Annotated in this window: 17 protein-coding genes; 16 read left to right on the plus strand and 1 reads right to left on the minus strand. The window is 38.0% G+C overall.

Going from position 1 to position 24107, the window contains the following annotated elements; genetic code table 11:
• Positions 1 to 681 (minus strand): phosphate ABC transporter substrate-binding protein PstS (gene pstS / locus K0B81_00005; GenBank protein ID MBW6514982.1); only part of this gene is annotated, 681 nt, incomplete at its 3' end.
• 408 nt (positions 682 to 1089) lie between these two features.
• Between pstS and phoU the strand changes: the two genes are divergently transcribed.
• From phoU to K0B81_00085, 16 genes are all read left to right on the plus strand, one after another.
• A complete protein-coding gene (phoU, locus tag K0B81_00010) occupies positions 1090 to 1740 on the plus strand; it encodes a phosphate signaling complex protein PhoU (GenBank protein ID MBW6514983.1) in 651 nt (216 codons plus the stop codon).
• A gap of 137 nt (positions 1741 to 1877) precedes the next feature.
• A complete protein-coding gene (gene dtd, locus K0B81_00015; protein MBW6514984.1) occupies positions 1878 to 2315 on the plus strand; it encodes a D-tyrosyl-tRNA(Tyr) deacylase in 438 nt (145 codons plus the stop codon).
• A 253-nt stretch (positions 2316 to 2568) separates the two neighbouring features.
• Complete coding sequence (gene nifJ, locus K0B81_00020) at positions 2569 to 6093, plus strand: pyruvate:ferredoxin (flavodoxin) oxidoreductase (GenBank protein MBW6514985.1); 3525 nt, start codon at positions 2569 to 2571, stop codon at positions 6091 to 6093.
• 263 nt (positions 6094 to 6356) lie between these two features.
• Complete coding sequence (locus tag K0B81_00025) at positions 6357 to 10412, plus strand: pyruvate phosphate dikinase (GenBank protein ID MBW6514986.1); 4056 nt, start codon at positions 6357 to 6359, stop codon at positions 10410 to 10412.
• 26 nt (positions 10413 to 10438) lie between these two features.
• Positions 10439 to 11689 carry a glyceraldehyde-3-phosphate dehydrogenase gene (locus K0B81_00030; GenBank protein MBW6514987.1) on the plus strand — a complete coding sequence of 417 codons (1251 nt, stop codon included), beginning with the start codon at positions 10439 to 10441 and terminating at the stop codon, positions 11687 to 11689.
• Positions 11690 to 11748: 59 nt separating this feature from the next.
• The gene (gene mutL, locus K0B81_00035) at positions 11749 to 13593 is read left to right on the plus strand and encodes a DNA mismatch repair endonuclease MutL (GenBank protein ID MBW6514988.1); all 1845 of its coding nucleotides are present in this window, start codon (positions 11749 to 11751) and stop codon (positions 13591 to 13593) included.
• Positions 13590 to 14528: a tRNA (adenosine(37)-N6)-dimethylallyltransferase MiaA gene (miaA, locus tag K0B81_00040; GenBank protein MBW6514989.1), complete on the plus strand. Its 939-nt coding sequence runs from the start codon at positions 13590 to 13592 to the stop codon at positions 14526 to 14528. Before mutL ends, miaA begins: the two co-directional genes overlap by 4 nt.
• A gap of 60 nt (positions 14529 to 14588) precedes the next feature.
• Complete coding sequence (locus tag K0B81_00045) at positions 14589 to 15461, plus strand: peptidylprolyl isomerase (protein ID MBW6514990.1); 873 nt, start codon at positions 14589 to 14591, stop codon at positions 15459 to 15461.
• A gap of 1 nt (position 15462) precedes the next feature.
• Positions 15463 to 16170, plus strand: coding sequence for a pyridoxine 5'-phosphate synthase (locus K0B81_00050; GenBank protein ID MBW6514991.1), 708 nt, complete (start codon positions 15463 to 15465; stop codon positions 16168 to 16170).
• A 65-nt stretch (positions 16171 to 16235) separates the two neighbouring features.
• Positions 16236 to 16595: a VOC family protein gene (locus tag K0B81_00055; protein MBW6514992.1), complete on the plus strand. Its 360-nt coding sequence runs from the start codon at positions 16236 to 16238 to the stop codon at positions 16593 to 16595.
• Positions 16596 to 16620: 25 nt separating this feature from the next.
• Positions 16621 to 17745 carry a hypothetical protein gene (locus tag K0B81_00060; protein MBW6514993.1) on the plus strand — a complete coding sequence of 375 codons (1125 nt, stop codon included), beginning with the start codon at positions 16621 to 16623 and terminating at the stop codon, positions 17743 to 17745.
• A 264-nt stretch (positions 17746 to 18009) separates the two neighbouring features.
• Positions 18010 to 19326 carry an NAD(P)H-dependent oxidoreductase subunit E gene (locus K0B81_00065; protein MBW6514994.1) on the plus strand — a complete coding sequence of 439 codons (1317 nt, stop codon included), beginning with the start codon at positions 18010 to 18012 and terminating at the stop codon, positions 19324 to 19326.
• Positions 19326 to 21209, plus strand: coding sequence for a 4Fe-4S binding protein (locus K0B81_00070; protein ID MBW6514995.1), 1884 nt, complete (start codon positions 19326 to 19328; stop codon positions 21207 to 21209). The genes K0B81_00065 and K0B81_00070 overlap by 1 nt, the downstream gene beginning before the upstream one ends.
• A complete protein-coding gene (locus tag K0B81_00075) occupies positions 21209 to 23209 on the plus strand; it encodes a (2Fe-2S)-binding protein (GenBank protein ID MBW6514996.1) in 2001 nt (666 codons plus the stop codon). Before K0B81_00070 ends, K0B81_00075 begins: the two co-directional genes overlap by 1 nt.
• Positions 23210 to 23287: 78 nt before the next feature.
• A complete protein-coding gene (thiF, locus tag K0B81_00080) occupies positions 23288 to 23896 on the plus strand; it encodes a sulfur carrier protein ThiS adenylyltransferase ThiF (GenBank protein ID MBW6514997.1) in 609 nt (202 codons plus the stop codon).
• Positions 23893 to 24093, plus strand: a complete 201-nt coding sequence (locus K0B81_00085; protein ID MBW6514998.1) for a MoaD/ThiS family protein — start codon at positions 23893 to 23895, stop codon at positions 24091 to 24093. The genes thiF and K0B81_00085 overlap by 4 nt, the downstream gene beginning before the upstream one ends.
• Positions 24094 to 24107 lie beyond the last annotated feature (14 nt).

Raw genomic sequence — 24107 nt, forward strand, 5'->3', positions numbered from 1 at the left:
AAAACTGTTATATCCGATAGCACCTGGAGTATTAACAACCACGCCGGCAACACCTTCGTTACCGTTAGCACCAATACCAGTAGGCCAGTTAACACTGGTAGCATAACCGATGTTTGTTTCCCATTCTTTGGATACTTTAGTTAAATAACTTGTCCAAAGATTAGTAGTACCTGAGCCGTCTGAACGGTGAACGACTTGAATCGGCAATCTGGGGAGTCTTTTCCCCGGATTAAGGTCTTGAATTCTCTTATCATTCCAGGTTTTAACCTTTCCTAAAAAAATGTCAGCCAAGAGAGGACCGTCAAAAATCAATCCTTTCTCTATACCGGGAAGATTATAGGTGACAACCACATCAGCCAAAGTAATTGGCATATTGAAAGCTTTACCACTGGTATTTTGCTCGATGTTTCTCATGACATCGTCGGAAAGAAATGCTTCGGTCATGCCAAACATTATGGTCTGCTCACTGAACTGGCGAATACCGCCACCAGATCCTATTGATTGATAATTTATAGTTACTCTACCGTTGGTAACATCACGATACTCATCAGCCATAGCTGTCACTAATGGTGCAGGGAAAGATGCACCGGCACCTAAAAGCTCAACTCTTCTTTGTGCTTCTAAACTAATAAAACTGAAGCATAATAGAATTACCAAAAAAAGTAAGGTTATTTTCCTCATTTCTAAACTCCTTAGTTTGTTTTAGCGGAGAACTATTTCTCCACATACTGACACTTAAGGGTTACCAAATATTTGTTAATAAAGTATAAAGGAACTGTTAAACTTGGGTTAGAGTTGAGCAGTGGTATTTGACAGCCTGAATAGGCAGAAATCTTATAAAAGAATACCTAAAACATGTAAAATTGAGTTCTTTGCCGAACACCAGTAAACAGATAAGGCATTATAAAACAAAACTGTCTGAGTGCATCATTTTAACATTATCTTAACACTTCGATTATTGGCTTTTAACATACATAATGTAAAATTGAGTATCTGTTAACTTAGTAACAGAAATAACCTTAGATAGTTTTAATTATGTAGAGGATGAGAAATCTAAGGTTTTAATCTGTTTTATAAAAGGAGAAGAAAATGATAAAAGAGAAGATCTTGAAACTAAAAGAAAAGCTAATTGCTGAAGCAAACATTGTTCAGATGATGATAGAGAAAAGTATTGATGGTTTAATTGAGGGTTACTCCGATAAACTGTTTGAAGTTATGAGACACGAAAGTGAAATAAATCAAATGGAGATCGAGATCGAAGAGTTATGTACTAACACAATAGCTCTCTTTCAACCGGAAGCCAAGGATCTGAGAACTGTCCTGATGATATATAAAATCAACAATGACATTGAACGAATCGGTGATCAGGCAGTAAATATAGCAGAAAGTAGTCAATTCTTGATCGAAAGACCAGCTCTGAACTTGATTAAGACTATTCCACCTATGGCAAAAGAAACTATAGGGATGATACGAGACAGTATTTCAGCTTTCGCTGATGAAGATACTAAACTCTCTATGAGTGTTTGTGTGCGTGACTCTAAAGTGGATAACATGAATGAAGAGATCATAAAAGAATTAATAGAGGAGATGATCAAGGATCCTCAAACCGTTGAGAGAGCCTTTCATCTGATCAGAATCTCAAAGAACTTAGAAAGAATTGCTGACTTATCAACTAACATTGCCGAAGATACAATCTTCATGACCGCTGGTAGGGTTATAAAACACCATCAGGAAGCTTAAGAAGAAAAACTAATATTACTTATTATGACATTTGATTTCACTAGCTCTTCTACAAACTACGATTCGTGAATACTCACGACAATTAGACTTGACTTGAGACGTATCTCTTAACATCAATCATTACTGAGGTATAAATGATGAAGGTTGTCATACAAAGAGTAGAGCAAACAGTTGTCAAAGTTGCTGATCAGGTGATCGCATCTATGGGTAAAGGACTCTTGCTGTTGCTTGGAATTGCTGCAGAAGACGATGGGAATCAAATTCCTTGGTTAGCAAAAAAGATAGTTGAATTGAGGATCTTTCCTGATCAAGAGGGCAAAATGAATCTGTCGGTAAAAGACATCGGTGGCGAGATCCTCTTGGTTTCACAATTTACTCTTTGTGCTAATACAGATAGAGGTAGAAGACCAGATTTCTTTATTGCTGCTGAACCGGAAAAGGCAGAGAAATTGTATGAAGAGTTTGCTCTTGAATTGGAAAAACACGGGATAAAGCCAAAACTGGGAAGTTTCGGTGCCTACATGAAGATCAGTCTTACTAATGACGGACCGGTTACTTTTGTTTTGGAGAGATAGAAGAGATTAATTCCTCAATGCAAATAGACGCTATCTTCATACTTCACCAAAATGGATTGCTATATAGAATTGGTTTTACTATTTTGGTGAAGGAGACTCAGGATGATATAATTAGAGGATCAAAGTGATCATTAAGATCTCTGAAACGTTAATGTATCCTATTATCAGCTAAAAATTCCGATTATCATTGACGTTTTTTTAGAGGATGATTTTTTGTTTAAAAAAAGAAAAAATAGGAGTAAAAGGGGGACTTATGTCAAGAGTAAAGAAAGAAACGATGGATGGTAACACTGCAGCGGCTCATGTAGCGTATGCCTTAAGTGAAGTAGCAGCGATATATCCAATAACACCTTCTTCGCCGATGGGTGAGCTTTCAGACGCTTGGTCAGCTGAAGGTCGTAAGAATATATTTGGTTTACCTGTTGAGGTAGTTGAATTACAATCTGAAGGCGGAGCTGCCGGGGCAGTACATGGCGCCTTATCAGCAGGAGCGCTAACTACAACATTTACAGCATCACAAGGGTTGATGCTGATGTTACCTAATATGCACAAGATAGCGGGGGAGATGTTGCCTACGGTATTTCATGTCTCTGCTCGATCTTTAGCTTGCCAGTCGTTATCTATATTTGGTGACCATTCCGATGTTATGTCGGCACGCAATACCGGCTTTGCTTTAATGGCAGGAAGTTCAGTACAGGAAGTACTCGATCTGGCTACGGTATGTCATTTGGCAACTCTCAAATCTAAGGTACCGTTCTTGAACTTTTTTGATGGTTTTCGTACCTCCAATGAAGTACAGAAAATCGAGGTGATGGATTATGATGCTCTCAAAGAACTCGTTGATATGAAGTATATCGAAGAGTTTCGCTCTCGAGCTATGAATCCCGAGTTACCAAGAGTAAAAGTTGGTGCACAGAATCCTGATGTCTATTTTCAGGGTAGAGAAACGGTAAATAAATATTACCAAGTCACACCTGCTATTGTGCAAGAATATATGGATCTGTTTGCTCAAAAATTTGGCAGACAATATCACTGTTTTGACTATTTCGGAGCTCCTGATGCAGATAGAGTTATTGTCGCAATGGGAAGTGGTTGTGATACTATCGATGAGACGATTCAATACCTGAATAATCATGGATATAAGGTTGGTCTGATCAAAGTAAGATTATACCGTCCTTTTGATGTTGAGAGATTTTTAAAGGTTATCCCCTCTTCTGTTAAGAAGATAGCTGTTCTGGACAGGACAAAAGAACCGGGTTCGATTGGCGAACCTCTTTATCTCGATGTAGTTACTGCTCTGCAAGAAAGGCGTGATATAAAAGTTATTGGTGGTAGATATGGTCTATCATCAAAGGAATTTACGCCGTCGATGGTAAAAGCTGTTTATGAGCATTTAAACGATAAATGTACTCATGGTTTTACGGTTGGTATTAATGATGATGTATCCAATCATTCCATACCGATAAAGGATCATATCAATACTATCCCTGAAGGAACAATAAGTTGTAAGTTCTGGGGTCTCGGTTCTGACGGAACCGTAGGAGCAAATAAGAACTCGATCAAAATAATCGGTGATAGTACCGATATGTACGCTCAAGGTTATTTCCAATATGACTCCAAAAAATCTGGTGGTATAACCAGAAGCCATCTGCGATTTGGAAAAAAGCCGATCCAATCACCTTATTTAGTGCAAAATGCCGACTTTATCGCCTGTCATAATCAGGCATTTATTGGCAGGTATGACCTTTTAGAAGGAATTAAAGAGAAGGGAACATTTCTGCTTAACTCTAATTGGACTGCAGAGGAAGCTTTCTGTAAGTTAACCGAAGATATGCAGAAGACGATTATCGAGAAAAAGATCAAATTCTATAACATTGATGCCTTGAAGATAGCTACTGCAGTTGGCTTAGGCAATAGAATCAATTCTGTGATGCAAACTGCCTTTTTCCTGATCTCAGGTGTACTGGAGAGACAGGAAGCAATCAAATTGATCAAAGCCGCTATCAAGAAGACCTATCAAAAAAAAGGTGAGAATATCGTCAAAATGAACTGGGAAGCAGTTGATAAAACCGATGAAGCACTGAAAGAGATACCGGTACCACAAGAGATACCGGGACAATGTTCTGATCATAAAAAACTCGTTCCTGACGATTCGAACGAATTTATAAGAAAAGTTATCGAACCGATAATGAGAGAGAAAGGGGATGAAATACCTGTTTCTATGATGCCTCTCGATGGTTATGTCCCTTCCGGAACTACCAGACTGGAGAAGAGAGGAGTTTCAGCGATAGTACCACATTGGATATCTGAGAAGTGTATCCAGTGCAACCGTTGTTCGTTTGTCTGTCCACATGCAGCTATACGAGTCAAACTTATCGATAAAAAACTACTCGATAAGGCACCAAATACTTTTACCACACTGGAAGCTGCAGGTAAAGACAAGGATAACTACAACTTCAAGGTTCAAGTATATATAGAAGACTGTCAGGGCTGCCGCAACTGTGTTATCGAGTGCCCTGTACAGGCATTAGAGATGAAGCCGGTAGAAGAAGAAAGAGAAGCTGGAGAATTTAACAATGAGCTCTTCTTTGAATCTTTACCGAATGATGTGATCGGCGATTCCGTAAAAGAGACTACCGTCAAAGGTAGCCAGTTCAAACAACCGTTATTGGAGTTTTCCGGTGCCTGTGCAGGATGTGGAGAAACACCATATGTTAAACTTATTACTCAGCTCTATGGTGATAGAATGATCATTGCGAATGCTACTGGTTGTTCTTCAATCTGGGGAGGCACTTTCCCGAGTATTCCATATTGTAAGAATTCAGATGGGGAAGGTCCAACTTGGGCTAATTCGCTCTTTGAAGATAATGCCGAATATGGCTTTGGGATGCGGCTAGCAGTCGATTCCAATCGTCGTATGTTAGCTCTCAATATAGACAAATTACTGGAGATAGGAACTGATTCTGAGCTGATAAAAGCTCTGCAAAAGGCAAAAGAACTCTGGAAGGAGACCGGAAAAGAAGCCAAAGAGAATGTCAAATTGATCAAGAAGATGTTGTCTCAGTCATTGGGTAACGAAAAAACCGATCCTTATGTTAAGAGAATTATAGAGCTACAACACTATTTCATCCAAAAGAGTGTCTGGGCATTTGGTGGTGATGGTTGGGCTTATGATATTGGGTACGGTGGTCTTGATCATGTGCTGGCTTCCAATAGGAATGTGAATATACTGGTTATGGATACAGAAGTTTATTCCAATACCGGAGGTCAGGCATCAAAAGCAACTCCCTTAGGAGCGGTTGCGAGATTTGCTGAATCAGGGAAAAAGACAACTAAGAAAGATCTCGGTATGATGCTGATGAGTTACGGTTATATCTATGTAGCTTCAGTAGCCATGGGATACGATAAAAACCAGCTCACTAAAGCTATCATCGAAGCCGAAACTTATGATGGTCCTTCTATTATAATAGCTTATGCACCTTGTATAAATCATGGTCTTGATATGTCATTGACCCAAAAAGAAGAAAAACTGGCAGTAGATTCCGGTTATTGGATACTGTACCGTTATGATCCTCGTTTAAGAGAGCAGGGGAAAAATCCGTTACAATTGGATTCCAAAGAACCTGGTGAACCGGTTACTAAATTCCTCGATAATGAGAAACGTTATAGTTCTTTGAAGAACACTTTCCCAGATAAGTTCGACAATTACAGGGGAGAGATCGAAAAGTTCGTTAAGGAACGATACACTGCCTATAAGAGAATGGCTCAAGAATTCTAAATAGAGTAAACTATATCGACATAAATAAAAGTCCTCGTATTGAACGGGGACTTTTTTTGTTACAATAAATCTATAATATTATTAAGAGAGGTAAGGTGATTTATTCTGTAGATCTCTCTGCTAACTCAATGTATTACATATTTATGAAAAGTCTGAGAGAAGTATTTCTATCTCAGGAATCATACTTGACAAAAAGAACATCACTTTTAAGAGGATTATGGAGCTAAGGAGCTCTTTTAATATTATTTTTAGAGGATATGGTTTTGGAAACATTAGATTCTAAGGCATTAGCTGACAACCTTGCTGCGACCAAAGTTGCCGATATAATACTCGATAAGGATGCGTTGTTTTTGCTTTCCTTATCTGATGAGTATTATGGCATTCAAGAGCGTTGTAAGCGCTTTTTAGAAGAGTTATATCACCCGTATGTCAATCCCGATACAGTAATATTAATGATGCGGCAGTGTGTTCTGGGAGATTTGTGGCTTTATGTGCAAGTGCCAGAATCTACTAATGCTATTAAGGTTATAATTAAGCTGTTTAAGAAACTGGATACTGTATGTAAAAAACCAAATCAAGAAAAACTCTTAATTCAGTTGTTTTTGGAATTTGTTTCAGCTCTTTCCGATCACAGAAACTTAACAATTAATGTTTTAGACAATATCAAAATCATATTACAAGATTGGATAAAGCATAAGAAAGATGTTTTTATCCGATTGAGTGGGTTGTGCCGTAAAAGTCTGAATCGTTTGATTACTTTTCAAACAGAAGAGGATATTTTTTTTCAGATAGTAAAGAATCTCCTGAAAGAAAGTCTAAAATATTGGGAAAAGAACACAGATATTGAGAGTTTATACAAACGCATAGGCTCATCGAATAACGTAAGTATCGTTGAGCTAAATAATGCTATCGGGAAGGATTATTACCAGAACTGGCTGCGGAAATTGAGATATAGAAAAGACATGAGCTCCTTGAGTGATATACCTGCTTTCAATGATATAGCTGCTCAACATCGCGATTTTCTAAGAGAGTTTACTCATCTAACTGAGAGGATACATTACATATTCTATCTTTTAAGTTTGCCGGGTATGGTTGATTTGCGAGATCATCTTTTATGGGATCTGAACCGGCAATTGGCTGATTTAAACAAAGAACTCTCACCGGAAGAAATTTTATCAATGCTCGATTCTCTGTTTAAAGCTTTTAATGATCTTCGACAAAGTCATCTTACTATTGTTTTGGATTGTCTACATACCATCGGTAAAACAGTTTTATCAGGAGAGGATCAAGAACTAAAAAACACTCTACTGCGGAAGATTATTGACTTAGGATTTACCCCTCCGGGAGATATTCACATAACTGATGACTGGCAGATCGAGGTAGATAAAAACCATATAAAGCATCTTAGAGTCTATTTGGAGTTAATAGCGATTGATCCCCTACAATGTAAAAACCTTCTGGCTCACATGATCATTAGTCTCACTCGCCAAGGTGTATTTATTTCCGATACCGATCTTTTTCAAAAGGATGTATCGTCTTTCCTGAACTCTGACATAAAGCCATTGTTTGTACAAATAAAACATCTCTTACGTCTTTTCCCTGTCTTTTTCAATGAAATTGGAGCAGAGGGTGAAATACGAGATATCAGTACAGAAATAGATGAAATAGGTCATCGCAATGACCGTTTGATACATTTCCTGCGTAAACAATTGCATAGTGAAAGTAACAATACTCACATACTTTTGATAGAAAAGATCTTAGCATACTGGATCGATCTGAATCCTAAACATCTCAACAAGATTATCCCTGAAGATGTAAAAAACTATATTCAGCGGCCAGATGAAAATACTAGAAAGCAGAGTAAGATCGTTAACCATTTTCTACAAGATAAAGGTTTTAGCGCTGAGGAACTTTTAAGTCTCTCTTGGCAGAAAGTTCAAGGATTGTTTGAAGATAGAAATGATGATTTTTTTCTAAAACGCTTGAAGTTGCTTTGCTATTGTCACTTTCTTCTCAAGGATAAATACAATTTAGACCCGCATGACGTAATAAAATTTCTCTCTCATTATAGCTTTTTTACTGCAAAAGAACAAAATCGGCTACGGCATTGTTTGGTCCGTAAGGATTACGAAAGTTCAATCCGTCTCATGCTTAACTATATTGAAAGACTAAATATTACGATTTTGGACTCCAAACAAAGTACCGGTTGGGAAAACATTTATTACAAAAGACATATAGCCGCAGGGATTCCATCTATGTACGGTGTTTATAAAGAGCCGAAATTGGATGCTATGGGAATGGTATTTAGACTGGAGAATGTAATTCGCAGACTCTTTGAAAGGAATATTGCTCAGTTAAACATACATTATATAAATGGGAAAACACTACGTCGGATTATTCGCATTCTTGACCTTTATGACTATGCAATGAAGCAAGAGATGGTAACTAATGATGCCTTTAGTTCTGCATTGGCAATGTTGAGGTCAGTAGTGAATATAACAAATCTCTCACTTGACCAGTATTTAGATATTTTCAGACTACTGAAAGATAGTATAAATGAAATAATTAACGAATACTATTATCGATTTTACGATAGTGAGATTAAAAAGATCAGCCAGCTTTATAAAAGCAAAGAAGCATCAGAAATTTTTGCTGAAGAATTTTATCGTAATCTGTTCTCGACCTCTTTCTTGGTGCAAGGTTTGGATAATTTTATAGCTAGCATATTAGATTCACTGGAAGAGATGAAATACCTATTTGCTTCAAACGATATATCTAGAGTAATGTCATATGATCCGGATAAGCTTTTTTTCCATCTTTATACCAAGAATTCCCGTATAGAAAATCAAGTGCTCTTGGGTTCAAAGGCATACTTTTTGAAGAGAATGTACCAATATGAATTTCCTATACCACCAGGTTTTGTTATCACTACTGATCTGTATAGATATCGTGATATCATTAATACACATCCGAATATCTCTAATGAATTTGACGATCTTTTATGGCAAAATATTAAGCGATTAGAGCAATATACAGGTTTACGATTAGGAGATCCGGAAAGACCATTGATCTTATCTGTTAGATCTGGTGCTCCGTTAAGTCTTCCCGGAGCTATGGATACTTTCCTCAATATAGGACTGACTGATGAAATTACATTGAAGCTTTCCCAAAGACCTAATTATGGATGGACGGCTTGGGACTGCTATAGGCGATTAATTCAAAGTTGGGGAATGGCTCATGGTATTGACAGGGATGATTTCGATGCTGTTATGATCCGTTTCAAAAAGTTGTACCAAGTCGAGTTGAAAACTGAGTTTACTGATGATCAGATGCGTTTAATGGTTGATGAATATAAGGCTGTTTTAGCAGAAAATGACATTTACTTAGAACAAGAACCATTTATGCAGGTTTATAAGGCAATATCGCATGTTTTGGATAGCTGGAACACTGAACGAGCAAAACTATATCGACAAAAACTACATATAGCGGATGAATGGGGTACAGCTGTAATCATTCAGAAGATGGTGTTAGGCAACATATCTCTTGACTCCGGAACAGGGGTATTATTCACATATGCTGATTGGAATCCACAGCTTGGGATCTGTTTGAATGGAGATTTTAAATTGTGTAGTCAAGGTGAAGATGTTGTGGCTGGTCTGGTACATACTTTACCGATTTCAGAATCACAAAGACAGCAAGGACAGCATTCAACAGAGATATCTTTAGAAAAAGATTTCTCGGAATTGTATCATGCATTGTTGTCTTATGCGAAAAAGCTGATTGAAGATCGCAACTATCCTCATCAGGAAATTGAATTTACCTTTGAAAGGCCCAATAAAGAAAAACTTTATATCCTCCAAACAAGAAATCAAGTTATTCATAAAACACCGGATTATAATGTGTTAGCTTTAGATAATAGCAAACGTAAACTGATCGGAACTGGTATAGGGATAGGGAAAGGTGCTGTTAACGGTATAATTGTAATTACTAAAGAAGATATTGAGCGTTTTGCTAATAAGGATTCAGCATTGATTCTGGTTAGACCTGACACAGTTCCGGATGATATGGATATGCTATTCGAATGTCAAGGTTTACTTACTTCCCGAGGAGGTGTAACTTCCCACGCTGCAGTGACTGCTACACGACTTGGATTAATCGGAGTAGTGAATTGTCGCGAATTAGTAGTAAACGAAGAAGTAGCAACTTGTCGCATTGGTAATTTCAGTTTAGTAGCTGGCGATAAAATTGCTTTGGATGCCACCAGTGGATCTATCTACTTAGGCCACTATCCATTAAAGAGTGTAAATGCATTAAGATAGTATAAAATATAAAGGAGTATAGAAAAATGGATCTTAGTTTAAAAAACAAAGATTTACTCGGTATCAATGGTATGGGTAGAATTGGTAAGCTGTTGTTGTGGAACCAGATTCACCTCAAAAAATTCGATGGTATAATAGTGAATTGTGGACGTGAGATTGGAAAAGATCTCGATGATCTCATTCAAGCTGTTGAGACGGACAGCACTTATGGTTCTATTCATAAGTTTCTCTATGGTATGACAGGAAAAAAGGCATCTATTACTATCTTAGATGCAAAGATGCCGATACTGGAAATAGATGGAATTCCTGTAAAAATTCTGCGGAAAAATAGGAACCCTAAAGATATAAATTGGTTAAATGAAGGTGCAAAAATTGTTGTGGATTGCACCGGCAACTTTCTTGATCCAACATTGACTGCTGAAGCAGGTAAACCCTGCCTGCGTGGACATCTGGAGGCAGGAGCTCTCAAAGTTATTTGTAGTGCACCTTTTAAAATAAAAGCCGGTTCTAATAACAGTGCAGATTCTAAGACTATGATCTACGGAATAAACCATCTGGATTATGACCCAAGGAAGCACCACATAATATCTGCAGCTTCCTGTACAACAACGGGTTTAGCACACATGATAAAGCCACTATTAGAGAATAAATTAACTTCACGTGTAGTGACTGCCTCGATGAGTACGATACATGCCGCAACAAATACACAGTCCATTTTGGATAGTTTGCCCAAGACAGCAGCAACTGATCTTCGAAAGACACGTAGTGTTTTGAATAACATCATTCTCTCTACGACTGGGGTCACAAAAGCTTTAGAACAGGTGATGCCTATTATTAAACATATTGGCTTCATGGCGGATAGTGTTCGTATTCCTACTAATACCGTTTCTTTGATAAATCTGAATGTAACTTTTTATACTCAATTGAATGATTTAGGAGATCCCATCATCAACCGTAAAGTAATCAATGATGTTTATCAAGCAGCTGCAAATGGTGCACAAAAAGATCTTTTGATATATAGTGAAAGACAGAATGTTTCAGCTGATCTAATTGGTACAATGGCAGCAATTGTTATCGAAGCACATGAAACCCATACAAGAACAGGATTTATAGATTTTCCACCTGAAGCATTAGCTCTTCAGGGAATAAAAACTGATAAGATGCTGGAAATGCCGGTAACTCATGCTAAGATATATGGCTGGTACGATAATGAACTGGGCTCATATGTGAACTGCCTCTCCCGTCTGACTAACTATATTAAAGAAAATTCTTTATGATAGACAGAAGATTTATTGACTAATGATTTAGATAATGGGAGTTAAGCTATTGAGGGAAAATGAATAGAATTAAGGTATTGTCAGAAGAGGTAAGTAATAAGATAGCTGCCGGTGAGATTATTGATCGCCCTGTTTCAATAGTAAAAGAGTTGGTAGAAAATGCACTCGATGCAGAGGCAACAAAGATCACTGTTATTATTGAAAATGGTGGTAGAAAGAAAATTCAGGTTATTGATAATGGTCTCGGAATGAGTGAAGAAGATGCTCTTTTAGCTTTTGAACGGCATGCAACCAGTAAGATCCGCAATGTAGAAGATATAATCAAAATCTCTTCTCTTGGCTTTCGGGGAGAAGCAATACCGAGTATAGCTTCTGTAAGCCGTCTGGAGATGATAACAAAAGATGAAGAAAGTGAAACTGCTACGAAGATAGAAGCTGAATTCGGGAAGATAAGAAATGTTAGTAAAGTGCCTGCTAATAGGGGTACGGAAGTAACTGTACAAAGATTGTTCGATAATCTACCTGCCCGTAAGAGTTTTCTTAAATCAGAACAGGTGGAGTTAAAACATATCACCGATTATATGCATTATCAGGCACTGACCTTTCCTGATATCCAGATAAGATTGATTAGTAACGGACAGGAGAAATTAAACTATCCGGCTGTTAAAGATCAGACACAACGACTCTCAGCTGTATTAGGGAGTGGTTTTTACAAACAGGATTTCGTGAAGATTTCAGCAAAAAGTGACCAAGTAGAGATCAATGGATATATTGCCGGTTTAGAGGAATCAAAAGGTACTTATGATGATTACCGCTATATCTTTATCAATGGCAGATTTATTAGAGACCGCATCGTAATTCATTCTATTAGAGCAGCTTATGAGCCGTTTATAAAAAAGTATCGCATCTATCAACAGGGGAAAACACCGCCATATATCCTATTTTTGAACATTGATCCTGAGTTGATAGACTTTAATGTTCATCCGGCTAAGTTAGAGGTTAGATTCCGAGATCCGCATCTCGTGCATAGCTATCTTAAATCTACTATTATTCAAGCTTTATTGGGCTATCAGGAGAGCAAGTTCAAGATCGCCAAAGAAAAGTTTGATCTAACATATCAGGGGGGAAGCCCAAGTATCCTTGAAAAGCAGATGCTTGCCAAGAAAGCCAATAAGAAAGAACTCAGGCAGATGAATGTCATTCTGAATGAGCTGTATCAACCCGATATCTTTAAATCAGATGCTTCAGAGGGTGGGACGACAGTAAATATAGCACCGTTGGAACAGAGAGCTATTCCTGCGGATCTTTATCTACCTCCTGAAGAAGAGGTTGTTAACCCTTGGCAGCTACATAACAGCTATATTTTAGTTCAGAGTGAGGATGGTTTGATCATGATCGATCAACATGCTGCCCATGAAAGGATCATCTATGAAAAAGTTTTCCATAGGATGTGCGGAGTACCTGCAGAATCGCAAAAGATGCTTTTTCCGATTGTTGTTGATATACCCCCAATACTCAGACCGACAGTCTCTATTATGTTAGAAGAAAATCCGGAATTATTCAATATGGTTGGCTTCTCTCTGAAAACTTTTAGTGGGGATTCGGTTGTTATTGATGAAATCCCGGTAGAATTGGGTAACTGGGATGGGGGAGAGGTGTTTATTGAAATTCTATCTCAATTACAAGATGAATATAAAGAAACAGAAGATTTTCGAGACAGTATCGCCAAAGCAGTAGCCTGTAAAGCCGCTATTAAGGCAGGAGATAAAATATCCCGCAAAGAGATGCTGCAACTTATAAACGATCTTTTTGCCTGTCAGGTTCCTTATTTCTGTCCACACGGCAGACCGGTACTGATAAAATTCACTCTCACCGATTTGGAGAGAAAATTCAAAAGAATATGATCCCTTTAATTATCATAGAAGGTCCGACAGCAGCAGGGAAAAGCTTTTTAGCTATACAGATAGCAGAAGCTTTGGAGACAGAAATCATATCTGCGGATTCAAGACAGATCTACCGCTACATGAATATTGGTACAGCAAAACCAACGAAGCAAGAAAGAGAAAGGATAAAACATCACTTAATTGATATTGTTGAACCCAATGAAGAATACAGTGCCGGTCAATTTTCCTCTGATGCCGATACAATACTAAAACAACTAAACTCTGAAGGGAAAATTCCCATAATCTGTGGTGGTACTGGGTTTTATATAAAATCACTTCTGGAAGGGCTTTTTGCGGCACCAGAAATACCTGAAAAAATTCGTACTGATCTGGAAGAATTAGAAGACAGCAAAGGGACAGATTATCTATTTCAAATGCTGTTAAATGTTGATCCTAATTCTGCAGATAGGATCCATCAGAATGATAGTTATCGCATCAAGAGAGCATTAGAAGTATGGATTGCTACCGGTAAAAGCCTTGGAGAACATTGGGAGAATCAAGAAAAAATTGAAAAGAAATATAATACTTGCAGGATAATGGTTACGGAAGACCGCCAAATACTTTATGAGAGAATAAACAGTCGCCTAGAAAAGATGATCCAAGATGGATTGATCAATGAGATAAAGCAAATATTAGAAGCCGGATATAGTGAAGATGATCCGGGGATTACCTCTGTAGGGTATAGAGAATTCATTCCTTTTATTAAGGAGAATACTTCATTTCTTACCTGTCTGGAAGAAGCAAAGAAAGATACTCGCAATTATGCCAAACGTCAATTAACGTGGTATAGAAAGGTTTTTTTCGATATGATTATTCATATTACCGACTACAAAGTACATGACCTGCTAGACAGGATCAAATATTTCTTGGAAAGTGAAGATAAAGCATTATCTTGAGTAGAAAGAAGCTAATTATGTTAGTTTTTTTTGGAACAAAAATATAAAGGAAGGTAAATAATGATTGTTGCCAGTGTCAACAATTACGATATTGATGAAAGAGAGTTTCTGGCCGAATTGAACAGATTGCTCCGAGAAAAAAATCGACAGCAAGTTAATGCCCAAATGAAAGAAATCGCCTTAGATAATCTCATTAGCGGTGCCATAATATTAGAAGAAGCACGACTTCAGAATCTGAGTGTTTCAGAAGATGAAGTACAACAGGAGATGATAAACTTCCAAATGTGTTTTAAAACTTCTGAAGAGTATGAAGAGTTTCTCAAATCAACTGGATTGACCCATGAACAGATGTTACAGAGACTGTATGATAAGATTCTAGTCCGACGTTATTTGGAAAGTTGTGTTTCAAAAGAGTTTGATGTGGATGATCAATATCTTCGAGAGTTTTATGAAAAAAATATCCTACTATTCAATACAGAATTGATGATTCGAGTTTCACATATCCTGACAACCTTAGACAAGGGATTGGCAGGATCTGAGGAATTACGACAAGAGATTAAAAATCCTAAAGATTTTGACCAGGTAGCGAAAAAGTGTTCTGAGTGTCCAAGTTGTTGTCAGGCAGGAGATCTGGGGTATATAGTCAAAGGTAAGATGGTCAAAGAATTCGATGAGACTGCCTTTAATTTGAAAGTAAATGAGATCAGCCAACCGGTAAAAACAAAACATGGCTATCATATAATTATGGTTACCGAACGCAAAGAACCGGGTACGCTTTCGTTTGATGAGGTAAAAGAACCTCTAAAAAAGAGATTATGCCAGATTGAATATGAGTTGGAAGTAGATAGACATATCAAAGATCTAAGGGATAAAGCAGATATCTATATCAATGAAGAATATTTCGGTTTTAAACTCAAGAAAGGAGCTCTTTAAGATGGCTTTATTAGGTGTTAATATTGATCATATTGCTACCATAAGACAGGCAAGATTGGGCATTGAACCTGAACCTTTACATGCTGCTCTTATTGCTCAACAAAACGGGGCAGACCAGATTACTGTTCATTTAAGAGAGGATAGAAGACATATCCAGATCAGGGATGTTAAGATGCTGCGAGGTATAGTACAAACAAAACTGAATTTGGAAATGGCACTGACTACAGAACTTATAGCCATAGCTAAATCAATTAAACCGGATACGGTCACGCTTGTACCTGAAAAAAGAGAAGAACTCACTACAGAAGGGGGGTTGAATCTCAATATAAAAGGATTGGAAGATAGCATCAAAGAGCTTATAGATAACGGAATTGAGGTAAGTCTCTTTGTCGAACCGGATCTAGAAATAATAAAAACTGCTGATAGACTAAAAGTCCAAGCAGTAGAGATACATACCGGAACTTATGCCAATGCTAAAGATGAACAAGATATTAAAAATGAACTAGCAAGGATTTACAAGGCAAGTAAAGCTATTAAATCTGCAGGCATGAGAGTTGTTGCGGGGCATGGCATAAATTACCATAATGTGTTTGGATTAACTGCCTTAAACATAATAGAAGAGTATAATATTGGACATAGCATTGTCTCTCGTGCAGTATTCACAGGTCTTGCAGAAGCCGTTTCTACCATGAAAAAGTTTATTTCCTGATCATCGTTTTTCCAATGAAAATAAGATAAATAATTTCCCTTTAGAACTAGTGATTATGCGGTGTGATGGATTATAAGAAGAAACTATACTCTATAGAATGGTTAGTTATACCGGCTCCAGATATTCAAAAAGCCCGCATTTTTTATAGTAATGTTTTTAACTTTCAATTAACAGAATACAACGAATCCTTTACTCTGTTTAAAGCCGGTAACATCAGTGGTGCTTTGGATAGTAGTTTAAAACCATCCATCAATAGTCTCAGTTTTTCTATTACAGTGGATGATATACTAGAAGTATCCGATAAAATTTTACAATATGGGGGAGTGATCATCAAAGAAACGTATTCACTAGGGGGAAATCTTGGTGTTTGTGCGCAATTTGCTGATCCCAATGGTAATATTCTCGAACTCTATTCTACAAAATAATCATTAATCTTATGAAGGGGAAAGTATGTCGATTGAAATCCGAGAGATAAAATCTCAACGAGAGGTTAATCAATTTGTCAAGTTACCGGCGAAATTGCATAAAGATCATCCTAACTGGGTTCCACCTATCCATTCTGAAGAAAAAAAGCTACTTGATCCTAAACAGAACTTATCCCATTCCTATTGTGATACGATCTTTGCTTTAGCATATGAAGAAGATCAGATTATTGGCAGGATTGGAGGGATAATTAACAAACGCTACAATGAAAAACAAAACTTGATTAATGTGCGGTTTACTCATCTGGAGTCTCCTGATAGAATTGAAGTTACCCGAGCTCTGCTAAATTTTATTGAAAACTGGGCGAAAAAGAAAGGAATGGAGAAAATCATCGGACCGATGGGATGGACTGAAGAGGATCCGGAAGGCTTTATGATCGAAGGATTTGAACATATTCCCAATCTGGTCACTTATCAGAACTTCCCCTATATTAACTACCATCTGGAGCAGTTAGGTTATAGCAAAGAGATGGATTATGTAGTTTATAAAATAGATTTGAAGAACGCTATGACTGATTTTTATCGGAAAGTTTATGAGAGAGTGAAGCAATACAAAGAAGTAAAACTCCTTGAATTTCAAAAAAGAAAAGCTCTGAAGAGATACATAGTGCCAATATTCCGTTTAATGAATGAGTGTTTTATCAATATCTATGGTTATTCCGAACTCGACGAAGAAGAAATGAAACATTTAGCGAAAAGATATATTCCTGTTATAGATCCCCGATTTGTCAAAATCGCTGTCAATAATCAAGGTGATGTAGTTGGCTTTATTATTGGAATTCCTAGTTTAGCAAAGGGTTTGATTAAGGCAAAAGGACGACTCTTTCCCTTCGGTTTTTATCATATTCTATCAGCTCGGAGAAAAGCGAAAAAGCTCGATGTATATCTCGGTGCTATTAAAGAATCTTATCGAGGTAAAGGAGTTGATATTTTGATGGGTTATCACATGCTAACATCAGCTATTGCCACCGGTTATGAATACATAGACAGCCATCACGAAATGGAGACGAATACAAAAGTCAGAGCTGAAATGGAAAGAGTAGGTGGACAAGTATATAAAAGATTCAGACTCTATCAAAAGAGTTTAATTTAGGTTTTTACAGAGATTTTTAGAGAAAATATCTCTTTTTAGTTATACCGATCGACATTTTACCTTTACACCTTCTATCATAATTATCCTCTCTGTTAAGGGTTTACCTGATTCAGGGGGAAAATCCCTTGACGTTAAGACTGTTTATTAAGAAGGGTTTCATTACAAATTCATAGTAATTTTCAGCATCTTGAATACAGAGCTTCAATCTAAAGGATAGAACCTGATAAAATTAAGAAAATAAAAAATAGATAAGGAGGCCATAAGATGGCATTAGAAGTGATGAAATCTAAAATTGCCAAAATGCAAGAGAAACACAACATATTATTAGAGTACTCCTTTGATGTAGTTGAGTTGGATAAAGGATACGCCAATCGCTATCTGCGGGTAGATCTAATGAAAAAAGAGGTCACTATTCAACTGGTTACCGAACAGATGAAGGATCTTTGGGTTGGAGGAAAAGGGTTTGATCTTTGGTTAACTTTTAAGGAGATTACCCCTCAAACTCGTTGGGATAGTCCAGAGAACCCTATTTGCTTCTCGCCGGGTCCTTTAGGTGGTACTACATCTTTTCCGGGTTCCGGGAAAACCTTAGTTACAGCAATATCGCCACTGACCAATATTATGATCGACAGTAATGTCGGTGGATATTTTGGACCTTATTTGAAATTTGCTGGATTTGATGCTTTGTTGGTCATAGGGAAAGCAGAAGAAGATGTTGTATTGGTTATTGATGCTGCCAAAGGGAAGATCAGGATTGAAACAGCTCCGGAAGAACATCTCGATTCACATATCTTAGCTGAAGAGCTAACTGAGATGTACGCAGATAATGAGTTAGACAAACGTAATGTTGCTGTAGTTTCTTCTGGTAGTGCTGCCGCTTATTCTCGAATAGCTATGCTTAACTTCTCATTCTGGGATTGGAGAAGAGGAGTAACGAGGTTTAAGCAGGCCGGACGTGGTGGCATTGGCATGGTATTTCGTGATAAAGGATTGAAAGCTATAGTAGCCAAGAACCTTGATATAACTCCCGCTTGGCGTATTGAAGAGAGCAAAGTTGCCCATCTGTTACGTCCTGAAAAGATATCTATTCAAGAAGATGAAGGAGATATAACCAAGATTATAGACATAATCAATAAATGGCATAAAGATGAGGAATATGTCATAGAGATGATGCAGGACATCCAACAAGAGTTCAGACATATATCTCAGACAGCGATTGATCTGATCAATAAAGAGACCGGCAAACCTAAAGCTTACCTTTATCATATAGCAACTTTCTATAAATCACTCTCCTTGGATGAAAAAGGAGAATTAAATATTCAGGTCTGTATGGGAACTACCTGTCATGTAAAAGGTGCTGCCCGAATTATTGACCGTTTCGAACAGATCTTAGGTATTAAGTGTGGTGAAACAACGAAAGATAAAAAATACTCCTTAGAAGCTGTTGCTTGTCTGGGTGCTTGCAGTATTGCGCCGGTCATCAAAATTGGTGAAAAGGTAGTAGGTAATGTACAGGTAAAAGATGTCGAACGGTTGATCAAAGACCCTGAAACAGATCAAAGAGAAGGAGAACAGAAATGATGAAGAATATAAGTATTGATGATCTGACAAAAATTGCCGGTTCTGAAAAAGAGCGCTGGGCAAATTATAAAGGGATGTTGATGGTCTGTACTGGTACAGGTTGCGTTTCTGCCGGTGGTATGACGATTAGAGATAAGTTCGTGGAGGAACTTAAAAAACATAATCTTTCGGAAGACTATCTGACTGTTGGAACAGGTTGTAACGGATTCTGTGCCGTTGGTCCTATCTGTGTAGTGCAACCGGATGGGATCTTTTATCAAAAACTAAAATTGAAAGATGTGGAAGAGATAGTTGAATCCCACCTTAGTAATGGTGTTGTAGTAGAGAGATGCCTGCATAAAGATCCACTCAGCGGTGAAGTTAATGAAAAGATGAAAGATATCCAGTTCTTTACTAAGCAGTATTTAATAGCATTAAGAAACAAAGGGTTAATTGACCCGGAGAATATTGATCATTACATAGCTCGTGATGGATATCAGGGACTAAAGAAAGCTCTGACAGAACTTACACCACAAGATATTATCGATTTAGTTAAGAAATCTGCTATTCGCGGAAGAGGAGGCGGTGGTTTCCCTGCAGGTTGGAAATGGGAAACTGCTTATAAAACTGCCCAAAATAAGAATGAAGAAATCTATATAGTCTGTAATGCAGACGAAGGGGATCCCGGTGCCTATATGGACCGAAGTATAATTGAAACTGATCCTCATACTGTTCTGGAAGGGATGATAATCGGAGCTATAGCTGTGGGTGCGAAAGAGGGATTTATCTATATCCGAAAAGAATACCCACTGGCAATGGAGAGATTGCAGAAGGCGATTGAACAAGCCCGAGAATATGGGTTACTTGGGAAAAATATCCTCCAAAAGGGTATCGACTTTGATATTCATATCCATCGTGGAGCCGGAGCATTTGTCTGTGGTGAATCGAGTGCTTTAATGGCTTCGATGTCTGGTATGGCAGGTGAGCCGCGAGCCAAGTATGTTCATAATGTTGAAGTTGGTTATCGTGATAAACCGACAGTTCTTAATAATGTGGAAACATGGGCTAATATTCCGGTAATAATCACTAAAGGAGCTGAATGGTTTGCCCAAATAGGTAGCGGAGATGTTAGCGAGAACCCTTGGAATGGTTCTTCCGGTACCAAGGTTTTCTCTTTAGTAGGGGATATTCACAATACCGGTTTAGTTGAAGTCCCTATGGGTATAACCTTGAGAGAGATTATCGAAGAAATTGGCGGAGGAATACCTAATAATAGAGAGTTTAAGGCAGTACAAACAGGAGGTCCTTCCGGTGGTTGTTTGCCAGCTAGTAAACTCGATATGCCGGTTGACTTTGATTCTTTAACTGCTGCAGGTTCAATGATGGGTTCCGGTGGAATGATTGTTATGGATGACAAAACCTGTATGGTGGATGTAGCGAGATACTTTGTCGATTTCCTGATAGATGAATCTTGCGGAAAGTGTACACCATGCCGTGAGGGGCTATTTGCTCTGAATAAGATTCTTACGAGAATTTGCAACGGCGAAGGAAAAGAACAAGATCTCGAGGAGTTAAGGTCATTATCGGATACTATCAGAGATGCCAGCTTATGCCAGTTAGGAGGATCGGCTCCCAATCCTGTACTAAGTACAATGAACTATTTCATGGATGAATATATCGAACATATTCGAGAAAGAAAGTGTCGTGCCGGAGTTTGTAAACCACTGATCAAATATTCTATCAGTGAAGAGCACTGCACCGGTTGTACGTTATGTGCCCGCAATTGCCCTGTAGCTGCTATAACAGGTGAAACCAAGAAATTGCATGTTATAGATCAAGAAAAATGTATTAAATGTGGTATCTGCTACGAAGTTTGTAATTTTAATGCTGTGGAGGTGAAATAATGAGTAATCAAATGGTCACAATACTGGTAAATGATAGAAAAGAACTGCAAGTTCAACTGGATACTTTTTTACTTAAACCAATATTAGCTGCTGGAATAGTAGTTCCTACATTATGTTATCACAAAGACTTAACTCCGGACGGTTCTTGTAGATTGTGTGTATGTGAGATAGAAGTGAAAGGGAAGAGAAGGTTAGTCACCTCTTGTAATTACCCTGTTAGGGAAAACATCAAAGTTTGGACAGATTCAGAGCGAGTTAAACAGCATCGCCAGAAACTAGCTGAGATGTATTTAGGTAGATGGCCAAATGTCAAAGTGGTACAAGATGCTGCTAAACAATGCGGAGTAACTGACGGATCAAAATTCAGAAGTGAGTTGACAGAAGAAAGCGATAAAGCATGTATCTTATGTGGTAAGTGTGTCCGTGCGTGTAAAGAATTCATCTTGGAAAGAATAATAGATTTTGCCGGAAGAGGAATAAAGCGTCATATAACTATGCCTTTTGGACAGGTAGATAAACACTGTATCGGCTGTACTTCATGTGCTTATGTCTGCCCAACCGGAGCTATAGAGATCATTGATGATATGAATCATCCCGTTGATCCAAAACTCATTCGTGATCACGGAATGAAGGTCAATGCCGAAATGGCAACTCTTGATAGCCATCAATGTTGCATGCGTGAAGTGGGAACAGCAAATATCGTAGAGGTTATGGACCGATATGATCTGTTACCGGTTCATAATTTCAAGTATGGTTCTCATCCCGATACACCCAAAACAGATTCCATCGTTTTGAGGAAGAAGTATTTTACTCAGGAACATGCAGATGCCTGTTGGCGTGGTTGTTCTATGGCTTGCTCTAAGGCAGTAGATGGATTTGAATTGAAAACAGGTCCTTATAAGGGAGACAAAGTTGTAGTTGATGGACCGGAATATGAAACAGCAGCAGGTTGTACGAATATGGGTTGTTTCGATCCCGATTTTGTTGTAGAATTCAATTTCTACTGCGATACTTACGGAATTGATACAATATCCATGGCAACAGCAACTGCCTTTGCTATGGAATGTTATGAAGCTGGGATACTCACAAAAGAGGATACCGGAGGCAAAGAACTCAATTTCGGCAACGGAGATGCAGTTCTGGAATGCTTGCATGAGATGTCACGCGGAGAAGGTTTCGGAGTAGAATTGGGACAGGGCATTAGATATCTGAAAGAAAAGCTCCAGAAGAAATATCCTGATAGAGCTCAATGGTTGCACGATATTGGTATGGAAGTAAAAGGTCTCGAGTATTCGGAATATGTCAGCAAAGAATCATTAGCCCAACAGGGTGGTTATGCTATGGCTGTTAAAGGTCCTCAGCACGATGAAGCTTGGCTGATCTTTATGGATATGGTCAATAACCAAATACCGACATTCGAGGATAAAGCAGAAGCGTTATATTATTTCCCGCTGTTCAGAACTTGGTTTGGCTTGATGGGTCTCTGTAAAATTGTCTGGAACGATGTAGTCCCTGCCGACAATGCAAAAAAATATCCGCCGCAAGTAGCGGCAAAAATACCAGATCACGTAGAAAATTACTGGAAGTTCTTTGAAGGGATGACTGGTAAGGAGCTCGATGAACAGAAGATGTTAGATCAGTCAGCAAGAGTTCATAACTTGCAAAGAGTTATGAGCGTTATGATGGGTTATGGCAAAAGAGAAGATGACATGCCACCTTACAGGGCTATGGGTCCTGTTACAGAGGAGGAATACCTATCCAGAGAAGATCGTTATGATAAACAACTTCAAGAAAATCTGGGAGTAGATCCGACAAAACTATCCCTAACAGAAAAGATGGAGATGACCCGTAAACATCGCTTTGATCAATATAATAAGTTAATGGATGCTGCCTATGAAAGACGTGGTTGGAATAAGCAAGGAATTCCTAAAATAGAGAGATTACAAGAATTAGGAATAGATCTGCCTGAATTAGTCGAGATTGTTCGACCATTTCAATAGATCAGAGAAAAGGTACAGATTGAAGTCTAAGTTACATAAAAAAAGGAAAAGAATAAAACCGATCAGGGGTAGAGTGCGATGAATATCGAAGATTTATTCTTAAGAAATGTTCCCAAGATGAGAGAGAAGCTAAAAGCCAACAAGGTTGGTATAGCAGGGTGTGGTGGTTTAGGAACCAATATAGCTGTTAGTCTTGTCAGAGCAGGCATTGGTGAGATACTTCTTGCTGACTTCGATAAAGTGGAACTATCTAATCTAAATCGTCAGTATTTCTTTTTGGATGATATAGGTAAAATGAAGACCGAAGCATTAAAAGAAATCATACAGCGGATAAATCCGGAAGTGAAGATAACGACGATAAATGAAGAACTTACTCCCCAAAATGTCGTAGAGATTTTCTCTGATATAGATGTAATGGTAGAAGCGTTTGACTTGGCAGACAGAAAGTACTGGCTCATTGACAGCTGGTCTCGTCATCACAAAGAGATCCCATTGGTATGTGGTAGCGGAGTAGCCGGTTATGGCAAGAGCAACGAATTAAAAATGGTTCGTATCGGTAATCTCTATGTCTGTGGTGATCAAAGATCAGATATGAAAGATGGACTCTGCTCTGCCCGAGTTGCGTTAGTTGCCAATATGCAGGCAAATACAGTCATTGAGATCATCATGCAGAAGGAGTTTAAATGATAACTATCAATAATAGAGATAAACTAAACTGGCAACAGGATCTGACAATAAAAGATATACTAAAAAAAATGAATTATGATTATAGTTTGATCAGTATTTATCTGAACGAAGAATATGTACCACCGGAAGAATATGAAAGTAGAGAAATCCCTGATGATTCTTCTGTGCAGATCATACATCTGGCACATGGTGGGTGATTAACAAAGCTTAG

Source organism: Candidatus Cloacimonadota bacterium (assembly GCA_019429305.1).
GTDB lineage: Bacteria > Cloacimonadota > Cloacimonadia > Cloacimonadales > JAJBBL01 > JAHYIR01.